Origin of the sequence: Enterobacter cloacae complex sp. ECL414 (genome assembly GCF_021869685.1) — a bacterium.
GTDB lineage: Bacteria > Pseudomonadota > Gammaproteobacteria > Enterobacterales > Enterobacteriaceae > Enterobacter > Enterobacter kobei.
On the sequence record NZ_CP091481.1, the window covers coordinates 87,355 to 101,008 of the forward strand.

Genomic DNA, 13,654 nt, shown 5'->3' on the forward strand with positions numbered 1-13,654 from the left:
TTATTTTTTCTCATGTTTAGGGCGTGTGTTGAGTGAAGATCAGACGAAACATAGGCACAAGCGCTTTATTACCCGTCTCGCTGAGGTGGTTATCGTCGAAATAGTGCGGTTCAAGATTTTTACTGCCCATGCACCGCCCCGCACTGCACAGATAAGGCGTGGGGTCGAGAACCTTAACGCCACAGGTTTTTGCTGCCAGAGATTGCGCCATCAGTATTGCGCGGTTTCGATTCTGATACTCTTCCAGAGGAATGGAGATATCCTGCGCTTTTTTAGACGTCATTAAGCGATGGGAGAGGGTTCGGGGCACATTCACATTCATTTCTGGAACAGGATTGACCAGCACCACCGGATGTTCGCGATTAAGCGTACAGGCCATCTTTACGATGGACGCCGCATACTGCTGTAAATATTCTTTATCGTCCAGAGAGCCTGTGATGAATTTCACAAGTCTTTTCTCAGCATAGTGGGTCAGACGGTTGATAATCACTACCGGGACGTTAGCAGGATAGGCTTTCAATTTTTCACTCAGCGAGCGGTTAAATTTGCCACAACGTTTGCTCTCTAGCAGAGTGGCATCTGCCAACGTAGGGCAACCGGAATAGGTTATGCCGACAACTGAACCACGATCTGCTGCCGCTGCAGCAACGGCAGTTGCCGCCGCTTCGGCGTGGCTGTCGCCAATAATGATGGCTGCAGGTGTACCGGTACCGTAAAAACTCATGTGCGTTTTTGGATCGGCGGCATAGTTTTTATTGTTCGCTTCGGTGGCAATCCGCTCTACCTGCACATCAGGGTGGCTGACAATCATGCCGTTTTTTACCAGATAGCTATACCCCCAGGCTGTCCCGATACAGCTAAACAGAATTATCCATAATGCTGCAACGCTAAGCTGGTTCAAAAAGTTTTTGGCGGGTTGCTCAATCATTACCCATGAGACCCATCCGAGTAAAAATGATAAGGCAATAGCGCCGACTACCCAGAGTCCGTTGTCCTGGTGCCCTGCATAAATGAGGTACACGGCAACAGGCCAATGCCATAAATAGATAGAATAGGAACTTAAACCCACCCAGCGAAGGTTTCGGTCAGCAAGGCTAAACAGTGAATTATCGTTGCTATAGATAACTAGCATGGTACCGATGATGGGTAGCAGAGTTAACCCGCCTGGCCAGGCGCGTTCAGCGCTAATAAAGAAAACAGAAGCCGCGATGAGCATATATCCCAGCAGGCTCGTTATCGTGCGCAAAGCCCTGGGGAGGGTTAAACGATTTGCCCCATACCAGACGAGGCCACCGCAGAGCATTTCCCAAGCGCGATAGGGCATCAAATAAAACCGGGTAGCGTCATTCGCCGTTGCACTCATGCTATACCAAAATGCACCCAGCGTAAGTATCAGCAGGCATAACCCGGTAGTGATCCATTTCCTGAGCGGGTATAACGCCATAATAATAAAGGGTAAAACCAGATAAAACTGCCATTCAACCGAGAGTGACCAAGTGTGAAGGAACCAGTTTTCATGCGAGTCGGTAGCAAAATAGTCTCCAGACTCCTTATTTAGCTTTATATTGGAAATAAAAATAACGATATAGCCAATATAATTTCCGAGTTTTCGATATTCGTTTGTTGGAAGCCAAAATAAAGTCGCCAATGCCATGATAATACACATCAAAAGCAATGCAGGGAGTATGCGTTTAGCACGTGCAGTATAAAACTTTATAAGGTTAAATGAATGCTTTTCCAGGCTTGTAGATATAATTTTTGTCATCAGAAAACCAGAGATAACAAAGAAGATATCTACCCCAACAAACCCGCCCGGGAGAAGGGCTGGTGCGAAGTGGTAAAGCACTACTGAAAGAATGGCAACGCCACGCAGCAGGTTGATATCCTGGCGGAATTCGCGGTCAGCGGCGAGGCTTTTGCTTTCCTCGAATGTTAAGTTGATGTTTGCCATTCACTTTTCCGAACAATATTTTTCTTTTAATTAAAACGTCGGAGAGTGTAACAAAAGCAATAAGTAATTTCTTGTGTTCTAATGCCAAACGAAAAAGGCCACTGCTTCCAGTGGCCTTTTAAACATTATCGAGGGAGGTTACTCGATATTCTGGATCTGCTCGCGCATCTGCTCAATCAGCACCTTCAGCTCGATCGCTGAGTTGGTTACTTCAGCATTGATCGACTTAGATGCCAGGGTGTTCGACTCGCGGTTGAACTCCTGCATCATAAAGTCGAGGCGGCGGCCTACCGCTTCCTTCTTCTTCAGGATGTTGTAGGTCTCTTTCACGTGTGCTTCCAGACGATCCAGCTCTTCGGCAACGTCAATACGCTGCGCCATCAGCACCAGCTCTTGTTCCAGACGGGTGTTTTCCAGCTGAACTTCCGCTTCTTCCAGTTTGGCTACCAGACGCTCGCGCTGCCATTGCAGCACTTCCGGCATATGGGTGCGGACTTTTGCCACTTCGGCGCTTACGCCTTCAAGACGCTGCTCAATCATCGCTTTCAGCGCCTGGCCTTCGGTTTCGCGGGCAACGATAAAGTCATCCAGGGTTCCGTCGAGGGCGGCAAGGATTTCGGCGGCGATGGCATCCAGATCCTGCTCACCGGCAGCCATGACGCCAGGCCAGCGCAGAATATCAACCGGGTTGATTTCGCCTTCATCACTTTGCATTTTGACCCAGTTCGCCGCATTCACGAGCTGTTTAGCCAGTTTTTCATTCAGGATCAGTTCGCCCTGCGCACTGGCATCAGGCTCAAAACGCAGGTTACATTCCACTTTACCGCGCGTCAGACGAGTACGGATGCGCTCGCGTACAACGGGCTCGAGGCTGCGGAACTGCTCCGGCATACGGAAATATGTTTCCAGATAGCGCTGGTTTACCGAGCGCATTTCCCAGGTAGCGCTACCCCAGCTACCCTTGATTTCACGCCGGGCGTAGGCGGTCATACTGCGGATCATAGACATTCCCGTTTTTAAAGGAGAGATGGGGGGATTATAGCTTTCGGGGGCTTCTCAGGATAGGAATAAGCGTCCTTTATCCGTATAATGCGCAGCCACATTCGTTTCAAGCCGGAGAATCCATCATGCGTCCATCAGGTCGTAGCGCCAATCAGGTGCGTCCCGTCACCCTGACCCGTAACTATACAAAACACGCTGAAGGTTCCGTGCTGGTTGAGTTTGGTGACACCAAAGTACTGTGCACCGCGTCCATCGAAGAAGGTGTTCCGCGTTTCCTGAAAGGCCAGGGCCAGGGCTGGATCACCGCAGAATACGGCATGCTGCCGCGCGCGACCCACACCCGTAACGCCCGTGAAGCGGCGAAGGGTAAGCAGGGTGGCCGTACCATGGAAATTCAGCGTCTGATCGCGCGGGCGCTACGCGCCGCTGTGGACCTGAAAACTCTCGGTGAATTCACGATTACGCTCGACTGCGACGTGATTCAGGCTGATGGCGGCACGCGTACCGCGTCCATTACCGGTGCCTGTGTGGCGCTGGCCGATGCCCTGAACAAACTGGTTGCAGCCGGTAAGCTGAAAACCAACCCAATGAAAGGTATGGTTGCGGCGGTTTCCGTGGGTATCGTTAACGGTGAAGCGCTGTGCGATCTGGAATACGTCGAAGATTCCGCCGCCGAGACCGACATGAACGTAGTGATGACCGAAGATGGTCGCATCATTGAGGTACAGGGTACGGCGGAAGGCGAGCCGTTCACCCATGAAGAACTTCTTACCCTGCTGGCTCTGGCCCGAGGGGGAATCGAATCTATTGTCACGTCGCAGAAAGCGGCGTTAGAAAATTGATTTTAAAGGCGACCAATGAGTCGCCTTTTTTTTGCCTGCAAGACTGAAACCAAAGGAGCGAATCCATGAAATCGTATCAGCGCCAGTTTATTGAGTTTGCGATTAATAAACAGGTCCTTAAGTTTGGCGAGTTTACGCTGAAATCCGGTCGTAAGAGCCCTTATTTCTTTAACGCCGGGCTGTTTAATACCGGGCGCGATCTGGCGCTGTTGGGTCGTTTCTATGCCGAAGCGCTGATGGATTCCGGAATTGATTTTGACCTGCTTTTTGGCCCGGCCTACAAAGGCATTCCGATTGCGACCACCACCGCAGTAGCGCTGGCGGAACATCACGATCGCGACGTGCCGTACTGCTTTAACCGTAAAGAGGCTAAAACCCACGGTGAAGGCGGTAACCTGGTCGGCAGTGCACTGCAGGGCCGCGTGATGCTGGTGGACGATGTGATCACCGCAGGCACTGCGATTCGTGAATCGATGGAGATTATCCAGGCTCACGGCGCGACGCTGGCTGGCGTACTGATTTCTCTGGATCGTCAGGAGCGTGGGCGCGGCGATATCTCTGCTATCCAGGAAGTTGAGCGTGATTACGGCTGCAAAGTGACCTCTATCATTACCCTGAAAGAGCTGATTGCGTATCTGGAAGAGAAGCCTGAGATGGCGGACCATCTGGCTGCGGTGCGTGCATATCGCGAAGAGTTTGGCGTGTAGCTGAATTGCCCGGTGGCGCTACCGCTTACCGGGCCTACATCACTCGCAGGCCGGATAAGGCGAAGCCGTCATCCGGCACCGGAGTTATTGCAACTGAGCGGCGACGAGCGGCCAGCGGGCGTCAAAATCGTCCGTTGGACGGTATTTAAATTCGCTACGGACAAAGCGTGAGAGCATACCTTCACAAAACGCTAAGATCTGGCTTGCCAGCAATGTCTCATCCATCGTGTATCCTTCGCCTTCACGCATTTTCTTCTCGCGTAGTACCTGGCGCAGCTGCGCTTCAATACGTTCGAAAAGCTGATTAATGCGGCCCTGTAGCCTGTCCTGCTCAAACATCAGCGCGTGGCCAGTGAGGATACGGGTCAAGCCCGGGTTACGTTCACCAAAGCCCAGAATTAACAGCACAATCAGACGCAGACGCGCGGTGGTGTCTTTTTCGTCTTTCAGAATCAGGTTGATGCGTGTGATCAGGCTGTCTTCAATAAACTCAATCAGGCTGTCGAACATCCTGGTTTTGCTGGGGAAATGACGGTATAGCGCCGCCTCAGACACGCCTACAGAGGCGGCCAGTTTAGCGGTGGTGATGCGTTGACTGCCATCGCTGGATTCAAGCATCAGAGCCAGAGATTGAAGTATTTCTTCGCGACGATTCCTTTTCGCGGTTTGTTTTTCTGCCATGTTACAAAATACCCCTGAAAATAAGCACTTGCCAGGCTGGCATCCACACAGCGACCGCAAACGGACGTTTGCGGTTTGTTATTGCATTATGGCGCTGTGAGATACGTGTTTGTTGGGCGTTTATTTGCGCCCGGAATGGCCGAAGCCGCCTTCGCCACGGTCGGTGGCGTCAAAATCTGCCACCAGGTTAAATTCTGCCTGAACCACTGGCACAAAGACCATCTGCGCGATACGCTCGCCCGGTTCAATGGTGAAGCTGTCCTGACCACGGTTCCAGACGGAAACCATCAGTTGACCCTGATAGTCGGAGTCGATCAGGCCAACCAGGTTGCCCAGCACAACGCCATGCTTATGGCCAAGGCCAGAGCGTGGCAGGATGACTGCCGCCAGAGACGGGTCAGCAATGTGAATGGCCAGGCCCGTCGGGATCAGGGTGGTGGCACCCGGAGCCAGTTCTACGGCGTCATCGAGACAGGCGCGCAGGTCAAGTCCGGCAGAGCCGGAGGTGGCATAGGTTGGCAGCGGGAATTGCTCGCCAACACGCGGGTCCAGAATCTTAACGTCGATTTTTTTCATCATAACGGGTAACGATCTCGTCCAGTAATTGTTGGCCCAGGAGTTCCTTGCGCTCAAGCGGTAAGATTTTATCTCCATCCTGCCAGAAAAGGTGCAGTGCGTTGCTGTCGCTGTTAAATCCTTGCGTGGCCAGCGATACATCGTTCGCGCAGATTAAATCGAGGTTTTTGCGCGTACGTTTTTGCCGGGCATATTCTTCCACATTATTCGTTTCTGCGGCAAACCCAACAACGTAAGGACGATGGTTTTTTAGTGCGGCGACGCCGGCAACAATGTCCGGGTTTTTCACCATTTTTAGCGTTAATTCATCGCCTTGCTTTTTGATTTTCGCATCAGAGATGGTCTCAGCGCGGTAGTCTGCCACGGCCGCACAACCGATGAAAATCTGCTGGCGTTGCGCATGAGCCTGCACGGCGGCTTCCATCTCCAGGGCGGTGGTGACGTTAATGCGCTGCACAAAAGGCGGCGTAGGCAACGAGACCGGACCGCTTACCAGCGTGACGTTGGCGCCGCGTTTTGCTGCGGCGGCGGCAATGGCAAAACCCATTTTGCCGGAACTGTGGTTAGTGATGTAACGCACCGGGTCCAGCGGCTCGCGCGTAGGGCCCGCGGTAACCATGATGTTGAGATGTTGCAGATCGTTGACAGGCGAGAAATGGGCGGCGGCCATGTCGACAATCGTCAGTGGGTCAAGCATGCGGCCCGGGCCCACATCGCCGCAGGCCTGGCTGCCGCTGTCCGGACCCCAGATAAACAGGCCACGTGACGCCAGCATCTCCAGATTATGCTGGGTGGCCGCGTTACGGTACATCTGCTGGTTCATCGCAGGCACAACGGCGACCGGGGCAGGTGTAGCGAGGCATATGGTTGAAACCAAATCGTTCGCCATACCGGCCGCCACTCGGGCAATCAAATCAGCCGTGGCAGGGGCAAGAATCACGAGGTCTGCCCATTTACCAAGCTCAATATGGCCCATTGCGGCTTCGGCGGCCGGATCGAGCAGGCTGTCAGATACCGGGTACCCTGAAACGGCCTGCAGGCTCAGGGGAGTGATAAAGGCTTTGCCACCTTCGGTTATCGCGACCCGCACATCCGCCCCGCGCTCGCGCAGACGACGCACCAGCTCCGGCGCTTTATAGGCAGCAATACCGCCGCTTACGCCAAGAACGATTTTTTTACCGGCCAGGCTCATCATGATTCTTTCCTGTTGGGTTTCACCAGAGAGCGGGCATTTTATCACAATCCCCTGAGCGGGGTGATTTTGTCCTTAGCTCACTTTGCGAGGCGCTACGCAAGAACGATACGAGGCCGTCGAGTGCCTGACTGGCCTGTGGCAGCATGTGGGTAAAAAGGGAGAAAGAGCATGGAAGAAGAGGATGAACTGCTGCTGCCGCGCGAAAAATTGCTGCGCAACGGCGTCACCCCATTAACAGACGATGAGCTGCTGGCGCTCTTTTTGCGTACCGGGACCCCGGGGAAAACGGTCTTTACGCTGGCAAAAGAGCTGATCGCTCATTTCGGTTCACTGTATGGCTTGCTGACCGCCGACCTGGTGCAGTTTAAGCATATTGGCGGGATCGGCGTGGCGAAATATGCTCAGCTGAGGGCGATTGCCGAGCTGGCCCGCCGTTTTAACAATGTCCGCATGGAGAAGGAGGCGCCGATCCTGACGCCAGCGATGACGCGTGAATTCCTGCAAAGTCAGTTAACCGATGTTGAACGCGAGATCTTTATGGTGATCTTTCTCGACAACAGGAACCGGGTACTGAAACACAGCCATCTTTTTTCAGGTACCCTGAACCATGTTGAGGTACATCCGCGTGAAATTGTGCGCGAAGCGATAAAAGTGAATGCAGCGGGCGTGATCCTCGCGCATAATCACCCCTCTGGCTGTGCAGAACCGAGCAGAGCTGACAAAGAAATGACCGAGCGCATTATCAAATGCTGTCAATTCATGGACATTCGTGTGCTGGATCATCTGATAATTGGCCGCGGAGAGTACCTTTCTTTTGCCGAACATGGCTGGATTTAGGCTATTTCTGGCGATCCATCGGGATCTTTGTCTGTTCGGGACTTGAGCACACCGCCGAGTCAGCGTATACTACGCCACCTTTGAGAATCTCGGGTTTGGCATTTGGGCCTGGCAATCGAGAGTTCACTTAGAACTATGCGATGACCGGGCTGTAAAGCCTGACGAGGCGCCGATACCCCATACGAAGCTCGAGCTAATTTGATTTTTGGAGAATAGACATGTCCCGAGTCTGCCAAGTTACTGGCAAGCGTCCGGTGACCGGTAACAACCGTTCCCACGCACTGAACGCGACTAAACGCCGTTTCCTGCCGAACCTGCACTCTCACCGTTTCTGGGTTGAGAGCGAGAAGCGTTTTGTCACCCTGCGTGTATCTGCTAAAGGTATGCGTGTAATTGATAAGAAAGGCATCGATACAGTTCTGTCTGAACTGCGTGCCCGTGGCGAAAAGTACTAAGTACTTAAAGAGGAAATAAATCATGGCTAAAGGTATTCGCGAGAAAATCAAGCTGGTTTCTTCTGCTGGTACAGGTCACTTCTACACCACCACGAAGAACAAACGTACTAAGCCGGAAAAACTGGAACTGAAAAAATTCGATCCAGTTGTACGCCAGCACGTACTGTACAAAGAAGCTAAAATCAAATAATTTTAGCCTCCTTGTATTGAAAAACCCCGCAACTGCGGGGTTTTTTGCATTCTGCATCTCAACGGAGGAACCATGCCTGAATTACCTGAGGTAGAGACCAGCCGCCGCGGCATTGAGCCCCATCTGGTCGGCGCGACGATTCTTCATGCTGTCGTTCGCAATGAACGTCTGCGCTGGCCGGTGTCCGATGAGATCCACGCGTTAAGCGATAAACCCGTGCTTAGCGTGCAGCGCCGCGCGAAATACCTGCTGCTGGAGCTGCCTGACGGCTGGATAATCATCCATCTGGGGATGTCCGGGAGCCTGCGCATCCTTACTGAAGAACTGCCCGCGGAAAAGCACGACCACGTCGATCTGGTGATGAGCAACGGCAAAGTGCTGCGTTACACCGACCCACGGCGCTTTGGCGCGTGGCTGTGGACTAAAGAGCTGGACGGGCACAATGTGCTGGCGCATCTGGGCCCGGAGCCGCTCTCAGACGCGTTTAATGCGGAATACCTGAAAGCGAAGTGCGCGAAGAAGAAGAGCCCGATTAAGCCCTGGCTGATGGATAACAAGCTGGTGGTCGGCGTGGGGAATATCTATGCCAGCGAATCGCTGTTTGCCGCCGGGATCCATCCCGATCGGCTGGCCTCTTCACTGTCGGCTCAGGAGTGCGAACTGCTGGTCAGAGTGATTAAAGCGGTATTGCTGCGCTCGATTGAGCAGGGCGGAACCACGCTGAAGGATTTCCTGCAAAGCGACGGCAAGCCGGGCTATTTTGCTCAGGAGCTGCAGGTGTATGGCCGTAAAGGCGAGCCATGCAGAGTCTGCGGAACGCCAGTTATTGCCACGAAGCACGCACAGCGCGCCACGTTCTACTGCCGTCAGTGTCAGAAATAGCGCTACTTTAGCTTTTCTAGCAACGCCTGGTGGACGTTTACCGGCAGGAAGTGGGTAACGTCCCCATGATGGCGAGCCACCTCTTTTACCAGCGTGGACGAGATAAACGACCACTCTTTGGACGGCATCAGGAATACGCTTTCCAGTTCCGGCATCAGGTGGCGGTTCATGTGCGCCAGCTGCATCTCATACTCGAAGTCTGCCACCGCGCGTAACCCGCGAATCAGGATGTTTGCCTGCTGGGCACGGGCGAAGTTTGCCATCAGGTCGCTGAAGCCCACTACCTCTACATTCGGCAGGTGTGCAATCGCATCGCGGGCAAGCGCAACACGCTCGTCGAGGTCAAACATGGGTTTCTTGCTGGGACTGGCGGCAATCGCCAGAATCACCGTGTCGAACATGCACGCCGCACGGGTGATGATATCAAGATGACCGTTGGTGATCGGATCGAAGGTACCCGGATAAATCGCTTTTGTGCTCATGGCTCACGTTTTCTCTGAGTAGCCGCGGCAGAGCGCCCACAGCTCGGTGTATTTGTTGAAAGTATACTGGGCATTCACCACCGCCAGTAACCAGCCCTGCTTACCGTCCAGCACCCCGCCACGCAGCAGCAACGTTTTCAGAAACGCGCCCAGCGTGTGGGTGAAGATGCCGGTCAGCGTGGCCTTCTTGCCGCGCTGGTGGCGTTCCTGCGCCCACGCAGTGGCATAGCTGAGCTGTTTACGCTGGAAGCTGGCGAAATCGCGGCAGGTCAGGTGTAGCAAATCGCCCGTCAGGGGGATCAGCCGGGCGTTGTCGCAGGCCAGTGACTCATGGACCAGGTTGTCGTTGTACTGATAGCGCTCGCGCTCATAGAGGCGCATTACGCGGTCTGGATACCAGCCGCTGTGGCGCATAAAACGGCCCAAGAAATAGTTACGACGGGCAATGCTGTAGACCGCTTCGGGCTGCGGTGCGGCAAGCACGGTCTGAATGGCTTGCTGGAGTTCCGGGGTGACACGCTCGTCGGTGTCGATCATCAACACGTAATCACCGGTAGCATACTTTTGCGCGCGCTGGCGCTGGATGCCATAGCCTTGCCAGTCCGTATTGATAAAGACCTTTGCACCCGCTGCGCGGGCAACGTCCACCGTGTTGTCCGTGCTGCCGGAGTCAAGGACGACGATTTCGTCAGCCCAGGCGATCGAAGCCAGGCAGTCCGGAAGCAGGTCGGCGGCGTTTTTGGCGATCATCACGACCGACAGACGCGTTGACATTAGTGGCTCCGCTGAGGCAGATAAGGTTGCAGAAGCTGCAGAAGACGGGTGAGTGCGCCCTGGTTCTGATGCAGCACTTCGACGGCATGGCGACCGTACCACAGACGATAATCTTCGTCCGTCAGAAGGGTCGACACCTCTTTGACGACGGAGTCCGCGTCGGTCACGGTAATTAAACCATCGGCCTGCTGCAATTTGGCGCAGATATCTTTAAAGTTAAACGTGTGCGGACCCATCAGCACCGGAATGGCGTGCGCAGCTGGCTCGAGCGGATTATGACCGCCGCGTTCCACCAGGCTGCCGCCGACAAAGGCGAGGTCGGCAATGCCGTACAGCAACATCAGCTCGCCCATCGTATCGCCAATCACCACCTGGGTGCTGCCGGAAGGGATCTCACCGCTGCTGCGCAACGTGAAGCTGAAGCCGCCTTTCTGCACCATTTCACGGGCATCTTTAAAACGCTCCGGATGGCGGGGAACGAGGATCAGCAGTAAATCAGGGAATTTTTCCAGCAGCTTGCGGTGCGCCTGCAGGATGATCTCTTCTTCGCCATCATGGGTACTGGTTGCGATCCAGACCTGACGACGCGGGGCCCACTGGCGACGCAGCGTGATCGCGCGGGCGGCGAGTTCAGGGGTAACAGAAATATCAAATTTCAGGCTGCCCGTTACCGCAAGCTGGTTGCGTTTCAGGCCCAGCGCGATAAAACGTGCGGCATCTTCTTCATTCTGCGCGGCAATCAGGGTGATTTTGCTCAGGAGACGGCGCATAAATTTACCCAGCTTGCCGTAGCCTTTCGCCGACCGCTCTGACAGGCGCGCGTTGGCAATCACCAGTGGAATTTTACGGGCATGCAGGGCGGAAATCATGTTCGGCCACAGTTCAGTTTCCATCACGATCACCAGTTTCGGGCGAACGGTATTCAGGAAACGATTCATGGCGCAGGGCAGATCGTAAGGGAGGTAGACGTGATGAACGTCTTTGCCAAAGGCGGATAACGCGCGCTCTGAGCCGGTCGGGGTCATCGTCGTGACGGTGATGGGCAGCGACGGGTAGCGGTGACGCAGGGCGCGAACCAGCGGGATCGCCGCCAGCGTTTCACCAACAGAAACGGAATGCAGCAGAATACCGTCCGGGGCGACTTTATTGCGGCAAAAGCCATAGCGCTCAGCCCAGCGTTTACGGTACGCAGGCGCTTTACGGCTACGAAGCAACAGTCTCAGCCACACCAGTGGCTGAATGATGTAGAGCAGGGCGGTATACAACAATTCCAAGCGATTATCCGTTTTTTAGTTTCGGCGGGCAAATTCTAAGCATTTGGGCCGTCTAAAGCTATCTCTTTGGTGTTTTTAGGCATCCATTTGCCTGCGTTACGTTCATTCGCCTTAAAAAAAACGGGCAATTTCTTGCCCGTTTCTTGTCTCACCGTTTAGCGCTCCGCTTCGGGGAGGGCGTTCAGATGGTAGGTTACGCGCTCCGAAAGCCCGCGAATGTCACCGCCAGTGATAAAGAAGCTGTCATCTTTTTGATTTGGATTACTGACGTCGTAGCCCAGCATCTTGTTGATGAGCGTTGCCACCTGATAATGGTTGAGCGGCATCTGCGGGCTGATCTCCTTCATGGCGTAAGCTGGATCGTTGCTGAAGTAGAGGAACGGTACCTGAGCAATTGGCATTTCTACAACCGAGTGGCCAAACAGACCGTTATCGCCCACGCGTTCCCCGTGATCGGAGGTGATAAACACCAGCACCGGCAGTTTGGATTTTGCTAGCGCGGTGCGAATCGCGGACGCGAGTTCTTTGTCATACAGGCGGACCGCATCGTCATACTCATTTTTCTTCTGCGCCACATCATCACTCAGACGCGGCGTAGAGAACTTCGCGAAGCCCTGCGGGATATTACGCTCGTACGGGATATGTGGAGCACGGCTGTTGAGCACCATCAGGAACGGTTTGTTCCAGTCCAGCGTTGCTTTCTCAACGGATGGCGTCAGAACAACGTCCGCGCCGACATCCGGTGCCGGGCGGATCTGGGTATCTTCCCACAGATCAATATCATGGATACCAATCCAGTTGCTCAGCCCTTCCAGCCCTTGAGCTGAGATAAAGGCGGTCTGATAACCCTGTTTTTTCGCATTGGCGAAGATATTGGTGGATTTGGATTTGTAGGCGCCGTAGTTATCCGGTTCACGCAGATTATTCACCAGCATCGGAATGGCCACACGTGTGGACACCGCATTTGAGACAATCAGACGACCCGTCCCTTGATATTGCTTTAATAGTGCTTTCAGCTCTGGCGTGGTATCTCGCTCGTAGCCCAGGGCGCTAACGTGGTGTGGGTTAAGGCTCTCACCAATCGCCAGAATAATAGAATATTTACCTGCGTGCGTTCCTGCTATAGGTTTGACCTGGTAGGGATCGTAATGGGCCAAATTCTGGTTTTCGCCAGAAATAGCTTCCGGAATCAGGCGGATTGCACTGAAGCTCATTGCGGACAGGCCGTTACGCAGCAGGGAGTGTCGGAGGTCCGGATTGAATTTGTACATCTGCCCGTCGACCGCTTTATAGAACTGACCGACAAACATCACGACGATGGCAAGGAGGCAAGGAAGGGCAATCCATTTATGCCAAAGCGGAGCCAGACGACGCGCAAAGACCAGCCCAAACACGACTGACACAATCATAATGGCGAAGTAGATGCCCAATGAACCTAAGCTATCAGTGATACCGCTGGCAATGTCTTTCGTTTCCACGAACGCCAGCCACACTTCGCTCGGGCCATAGAACTGGCCATAGAACTGGTAGTACACCGCTTCTGATATCTGCACGATAAACGTGACAGCCAGCAGCAGGCGAGTCAGGAAGAAGCGCGCACTGGCGGCGGCCAGCAGGGAAATAATCAGATACAGCGAGAGATCACTGGATTTCGGCTGGTAGACATGATCTTTCAGTAGGATGATGATTTCTGAGAGCGAGAACAGCAGCATGAATGCCAACGTCAGCCCCAGGGTACGCAACAGATTACTGCGTGGGGTGAACGAAGATTGTGAAGTTGTTTTAAACATGAGAGAACTCTATTCC

Annotated in this window: 15 protein-coding genes; 6 read left to right on the forward strand and 9 right to left on the reverse strand. The window is 53.8% G+C overall.

Going from position 1 to position 13,654, the window contains the following annotated elements; genetic code table 11:
* Positions 1–16 precede the first annotated feature (16 nt).
* Together L3068_RS00420 and L3068_RS00425 are read right to left on the reverse strand one after the other, a co-directional pair.
* A complete protein-coding gene (locus tag L3068_RS00420; RefSeq protein WP_117582001.1) occupies positions 17–1,951 on the reverse strand; it encodes an acyltransferase family protein in 1,935 nt (644 codons plus the stop codon).
* Between the two features lie 138 nt (positions 1,952–2,089).
* A complete protein-coding gene (locus tag L3068_RS00425) occupies positions 2,090–2,953 on the reverse strand; it encodes a YicC/YloC family endoribonuclease (protein WP_008502687.1) in 864 nt (287 codons plus the stop codon).
* A 125-nt stretch (positions 2,954–3,078) separates the two neighbouring features.
* Between L3068_RS00425 and rph the strand changes: the two genes are divergently transcribed.
* Both rph and pyrE read left to right on the forward strand, forming a co-directional pair.
* On the forward strand, positions 3,079–3,795 hold the full coding sequence (gene rph, locus L3068_RS00430; protein WP_023331718.1) for a ribonuclease PH: 717 nt from the start codon (positions 3,079–3,081) through the stop codon (positions 3,793–3,795).
* Between the two features lie 65 nt (positions 3,796–3,860).
* Complete coding sequence (gene pyrE / locus L3068_RS00435; RefSeq protein WP_023331719.1) at positions 3,861–4,502, forward strand: orotate phosphoribosyltransferase; 642 nt, start codon at positions 3,861–3,863, stop codon at positions 4,500–4,502.
* An 84-nt stretch (positions 4,503–4,586) separates the two neighbouring features.
* Here pyrE and slmA read toward each other — a convergent pair whose 3' ends face one another.
* The 3 genes from slmA to coaBC all read right to left on the reverse strand — a co-directional run bounded on the left by slmA (position 4,587) and on the right by coaBC (position 6,951).
* Complete coding sequence (gene slmA, locus L3068_RS00440) at positions 4,587–5,183, reverse strand: nucleoid occlusion factor SlmA (RefSeq protein WP_014881982.1); 597 nt, start codon at positions 5,181–5,183, stop codon at positions 4,587–4,589.
* A gap of 120 nt (positions 5,184–5,303) precedes the next feature.
* Positions 5,304–5,762, reverse strand: a complete 459-nt coding sequence (gene dut, locus L3068_RS00445; RefSeq protein ID WP_015570042.1) for a dUTP diphosphatase — start codon at positions 5,760–5,762, stop codon at positions 5,304–5,306.
* On the reverse strand, positions 5,740–6,951 hold the full coding sequence (coaBC, locus tag L3068_RS00450; RefSeq protein ID WP_117582007.1) for a bifunctional phosphopantothenoylcysteine decarboxylase/phosphopantothenate--cysteine ligase CoaBC: 1,212 nt from the start codon (positions 6,949–6,951) through the stop codon (positions 5,740–5,742). The genes dut and coaBC overlap by 23 nt, the downstream gene beginning before the upstream one ends.
* Positions 6,952–7,122: 171 nt before the next feature.
* Between coaBC and radC the strand changes: the two genes are divergently transcribed.
* The 4 genes from radC (at position 7,123) to mutM (ending at position 9,318) form a co-directional block, all read left to right on the forward strand.
* Positions 7,123–7,791 (forward strand): RadC family protein, encoded by a 669-nt coding sequence (radC, locus tag L3068_RS00455; RefSeq protein ID WP_059372042.1) that lies wholly within the window; start codon positions 7,123–7,125, stop codon positions 7,789–7,791.
* A gap of 218 nt (positions 7,792–8,009) precedes the next feature.
* Positions 8,010–8,246: a 50S ribosomal protein L28 gene (gene rpmB, locus L3068_RS00460; protein ID WP_002436699.1), complete on the forward strand. Its 237-nt coding sequence runs from the start codon at positions 8,010–8,012 to the stop codon at positions 8,244–8,246.
* 22 nt (positions 8,247–8,268) lie between these two features.
* Positions 8,269–8,436: a 50S ribosomal protein L33 gene (gene rpmG / locus L3068_RS00465; protein ID WP_003024094.1), complete on the forward strand. Its 168-nt coding sequence runs from the start codon at positions 8,269–8,271 to the stop codon at positions 8,434–8,436.
* Positions 8,437–8,508: 72 nt separating this feature from the next.
* Positions 8,509–9,318 carry a bifunctional DNA-formamidopyrimidine glycosylase/DNA-(apurinic or apyrimidinic site) lyase gene (gene mutM / locus L3068_RS00470; RefSeq protein ID WP_117581999.1) on the forward strand — a complete coding sequence of 270 codons (810 nt, stop codon included), beginning with the start codon at positions 8,509–8,511 and terminating at the stop codon, positions 9,316–9,318.
* 2 nt (positions 9,319–9,320) lie between these two features.
* Here mutM and coaD read toward each other — a convergent pair whose 3' ends face one another.
* The 4 genes from coaD to L3068_RS00490 form a co-directional block, all read right to left on the reverse strand.
* Positions 9,321–9,800, reverse strand: a complete 480-nt coding sequence (coaD, locus tag L3068_RS00475; RefSeq protein WP_014881986.1) for a pantetheine-phosphate adenylyltransferase — start codon at positions 9,798–9,800, stop codon at positions 9,321–9,323.
* 3 nt (positions 9,801–9,803) lie between these two features.
* Positions 9,804–10,574 (reverse strand): glycosyltransferase family 2 protein, encoded by a 771-nt coding sequence (locus tag L3068_RS00480; protein WP_059372041.1) that lies wholly within the window; start codon positions 10,572–10,574, stop codon positions 9,804–9,806.
* Positions 10,574–11,848, reverse strand: coding sequence for a lipid IV(A) 3-deoxy-D-manno-octulosonic acid transferase (gene waaA, locus L3068_RS00485; RefSeq protein ID WP_014881988.1), 1,275 nt, complete (start codon positions 11,846–11,848; stop codon positions 10,574–10,576). Before waaA ends, L3068_RS00480 begins: the two co-directional genes overlap by 1 nt.
* Before the next feature lie 155 nt (positions 11,849–12,003).
* Positions 12,004–13,638 (reverse strand): sulfatase-like hydrolase/transferase, encoded by a 1,635-nt coding sequence (locus L3068_RS00490; RefSeq protein ID WP_050863120.1) that lies wholly within the window; start codon positions 13,636–13,638, stop codon positions 12,004–12,006.
* Between the last annotated feature and the right edge of the window lie 16 nt (positions 13,639–13,654).

What these genes read in the sequence shown, in the direction of transcription:
- coaBC (WP_117582007.1), bottom strand. Translation starts at nt 6,951, where the DNA reads ATGAGCCTGGCCGGTAAAAAAATCGTTCTTGGCGTAAGCGGCGGTATT.
- L3068_RS00425 (WP_008502687.1), bottom strand. Translation starts at nt 2,953, where the DNA reads ATGATCCGCAGTATGACCGCCTACGCCCGGCGTGAAATCAAGGGTAGC.
- L3068_RS00420 (WP_117582001.1), bottom strand. Translation starts at nt 1,951, where the DNA reads ATGGCAAACATCAACTTAACATTCGAGGAAAGCAAAAGCCTCGCCGCT.
- rph (WP_023331718.1), top strand. Translation starts at nt 3,079, where the DNA reads ATGCGTCCATCAGGTCGTAGCGCCAATCAGGTGCGTCCCGTCACCCTG.
- dut (WP_015570042.1), bottom strand. Translation starts at nt 5,762, where the DNA reads ATGATGAAAAAAATCGACGTTAAGATTCTGGACCCGCGTGTTGGCGAG.
- radC (WP_059372042.1), top strand. Translation starts at nt 7,123, where the DNA reads ATGGAAGAAGAGGATGAACTGCTGCTGCCGCGCGAAAAATTGCTGCGC.
- L3068_RS00480 (WP_059372041.1), bottom strand. Translation starts at nt 10,574, where the DNA reads ATGTCAACGCGTCTGTCGGTCGTGATGATCGCCAAAAACGCCGCCGAC.
- rpmG (WP_003024094.1), top strand. Translation starts at nt 8,269, where the DNA reads ATGGCTAAAGGTATTCGCGAGAAAATCAAGCTGGTTTCTTCTGCTGGT.
- rpmB (WP_002436699.1), top strand. Translation starts at nt 8,010, where the DNA reads ATGTCCCGAGTCTGCCAAGTTACTGGCAAGCGTCCGGTGACCGGTAAC.
- mutM (WP_117581999.1), top strand. Translation starts at nt 8,509, where the DNA reads ATGCCTGAATTACCTGAGGTAGAGACCAGCCGCCGCGGCATTGAGCCC.
- pyrE (WP_023331719.1), top strand. Translation starts at nt 3,861, where the DNA reads ATGAAATCGTATCAGCGCCAGTTTATTGAGTTTGCGATTAATAAACAG.
- L3068_RS00490 (WP_050863120.1), bottom strand. Translation starts at nt 13,638, where the DNA reads ATGTTTAAAACAACTTCACAATCTTCGTTCACCCCACGCAGTAATCTG.
- coaD (WP_014881986.1), bottom strand. Translation starts at nt 9,800, where the DNA reads ATGAGCACAAAAGCGATTTATCCGGGTACCTTCGATCCGATCACCAAC.
- slmA (WP_014881982.1), bottom strand. Translation starts at nt 5,183, where the DNA reads ATGGCAGAAAAACAAACCGCGAAAAGGAATCGTCGCGAAGAAATACTT.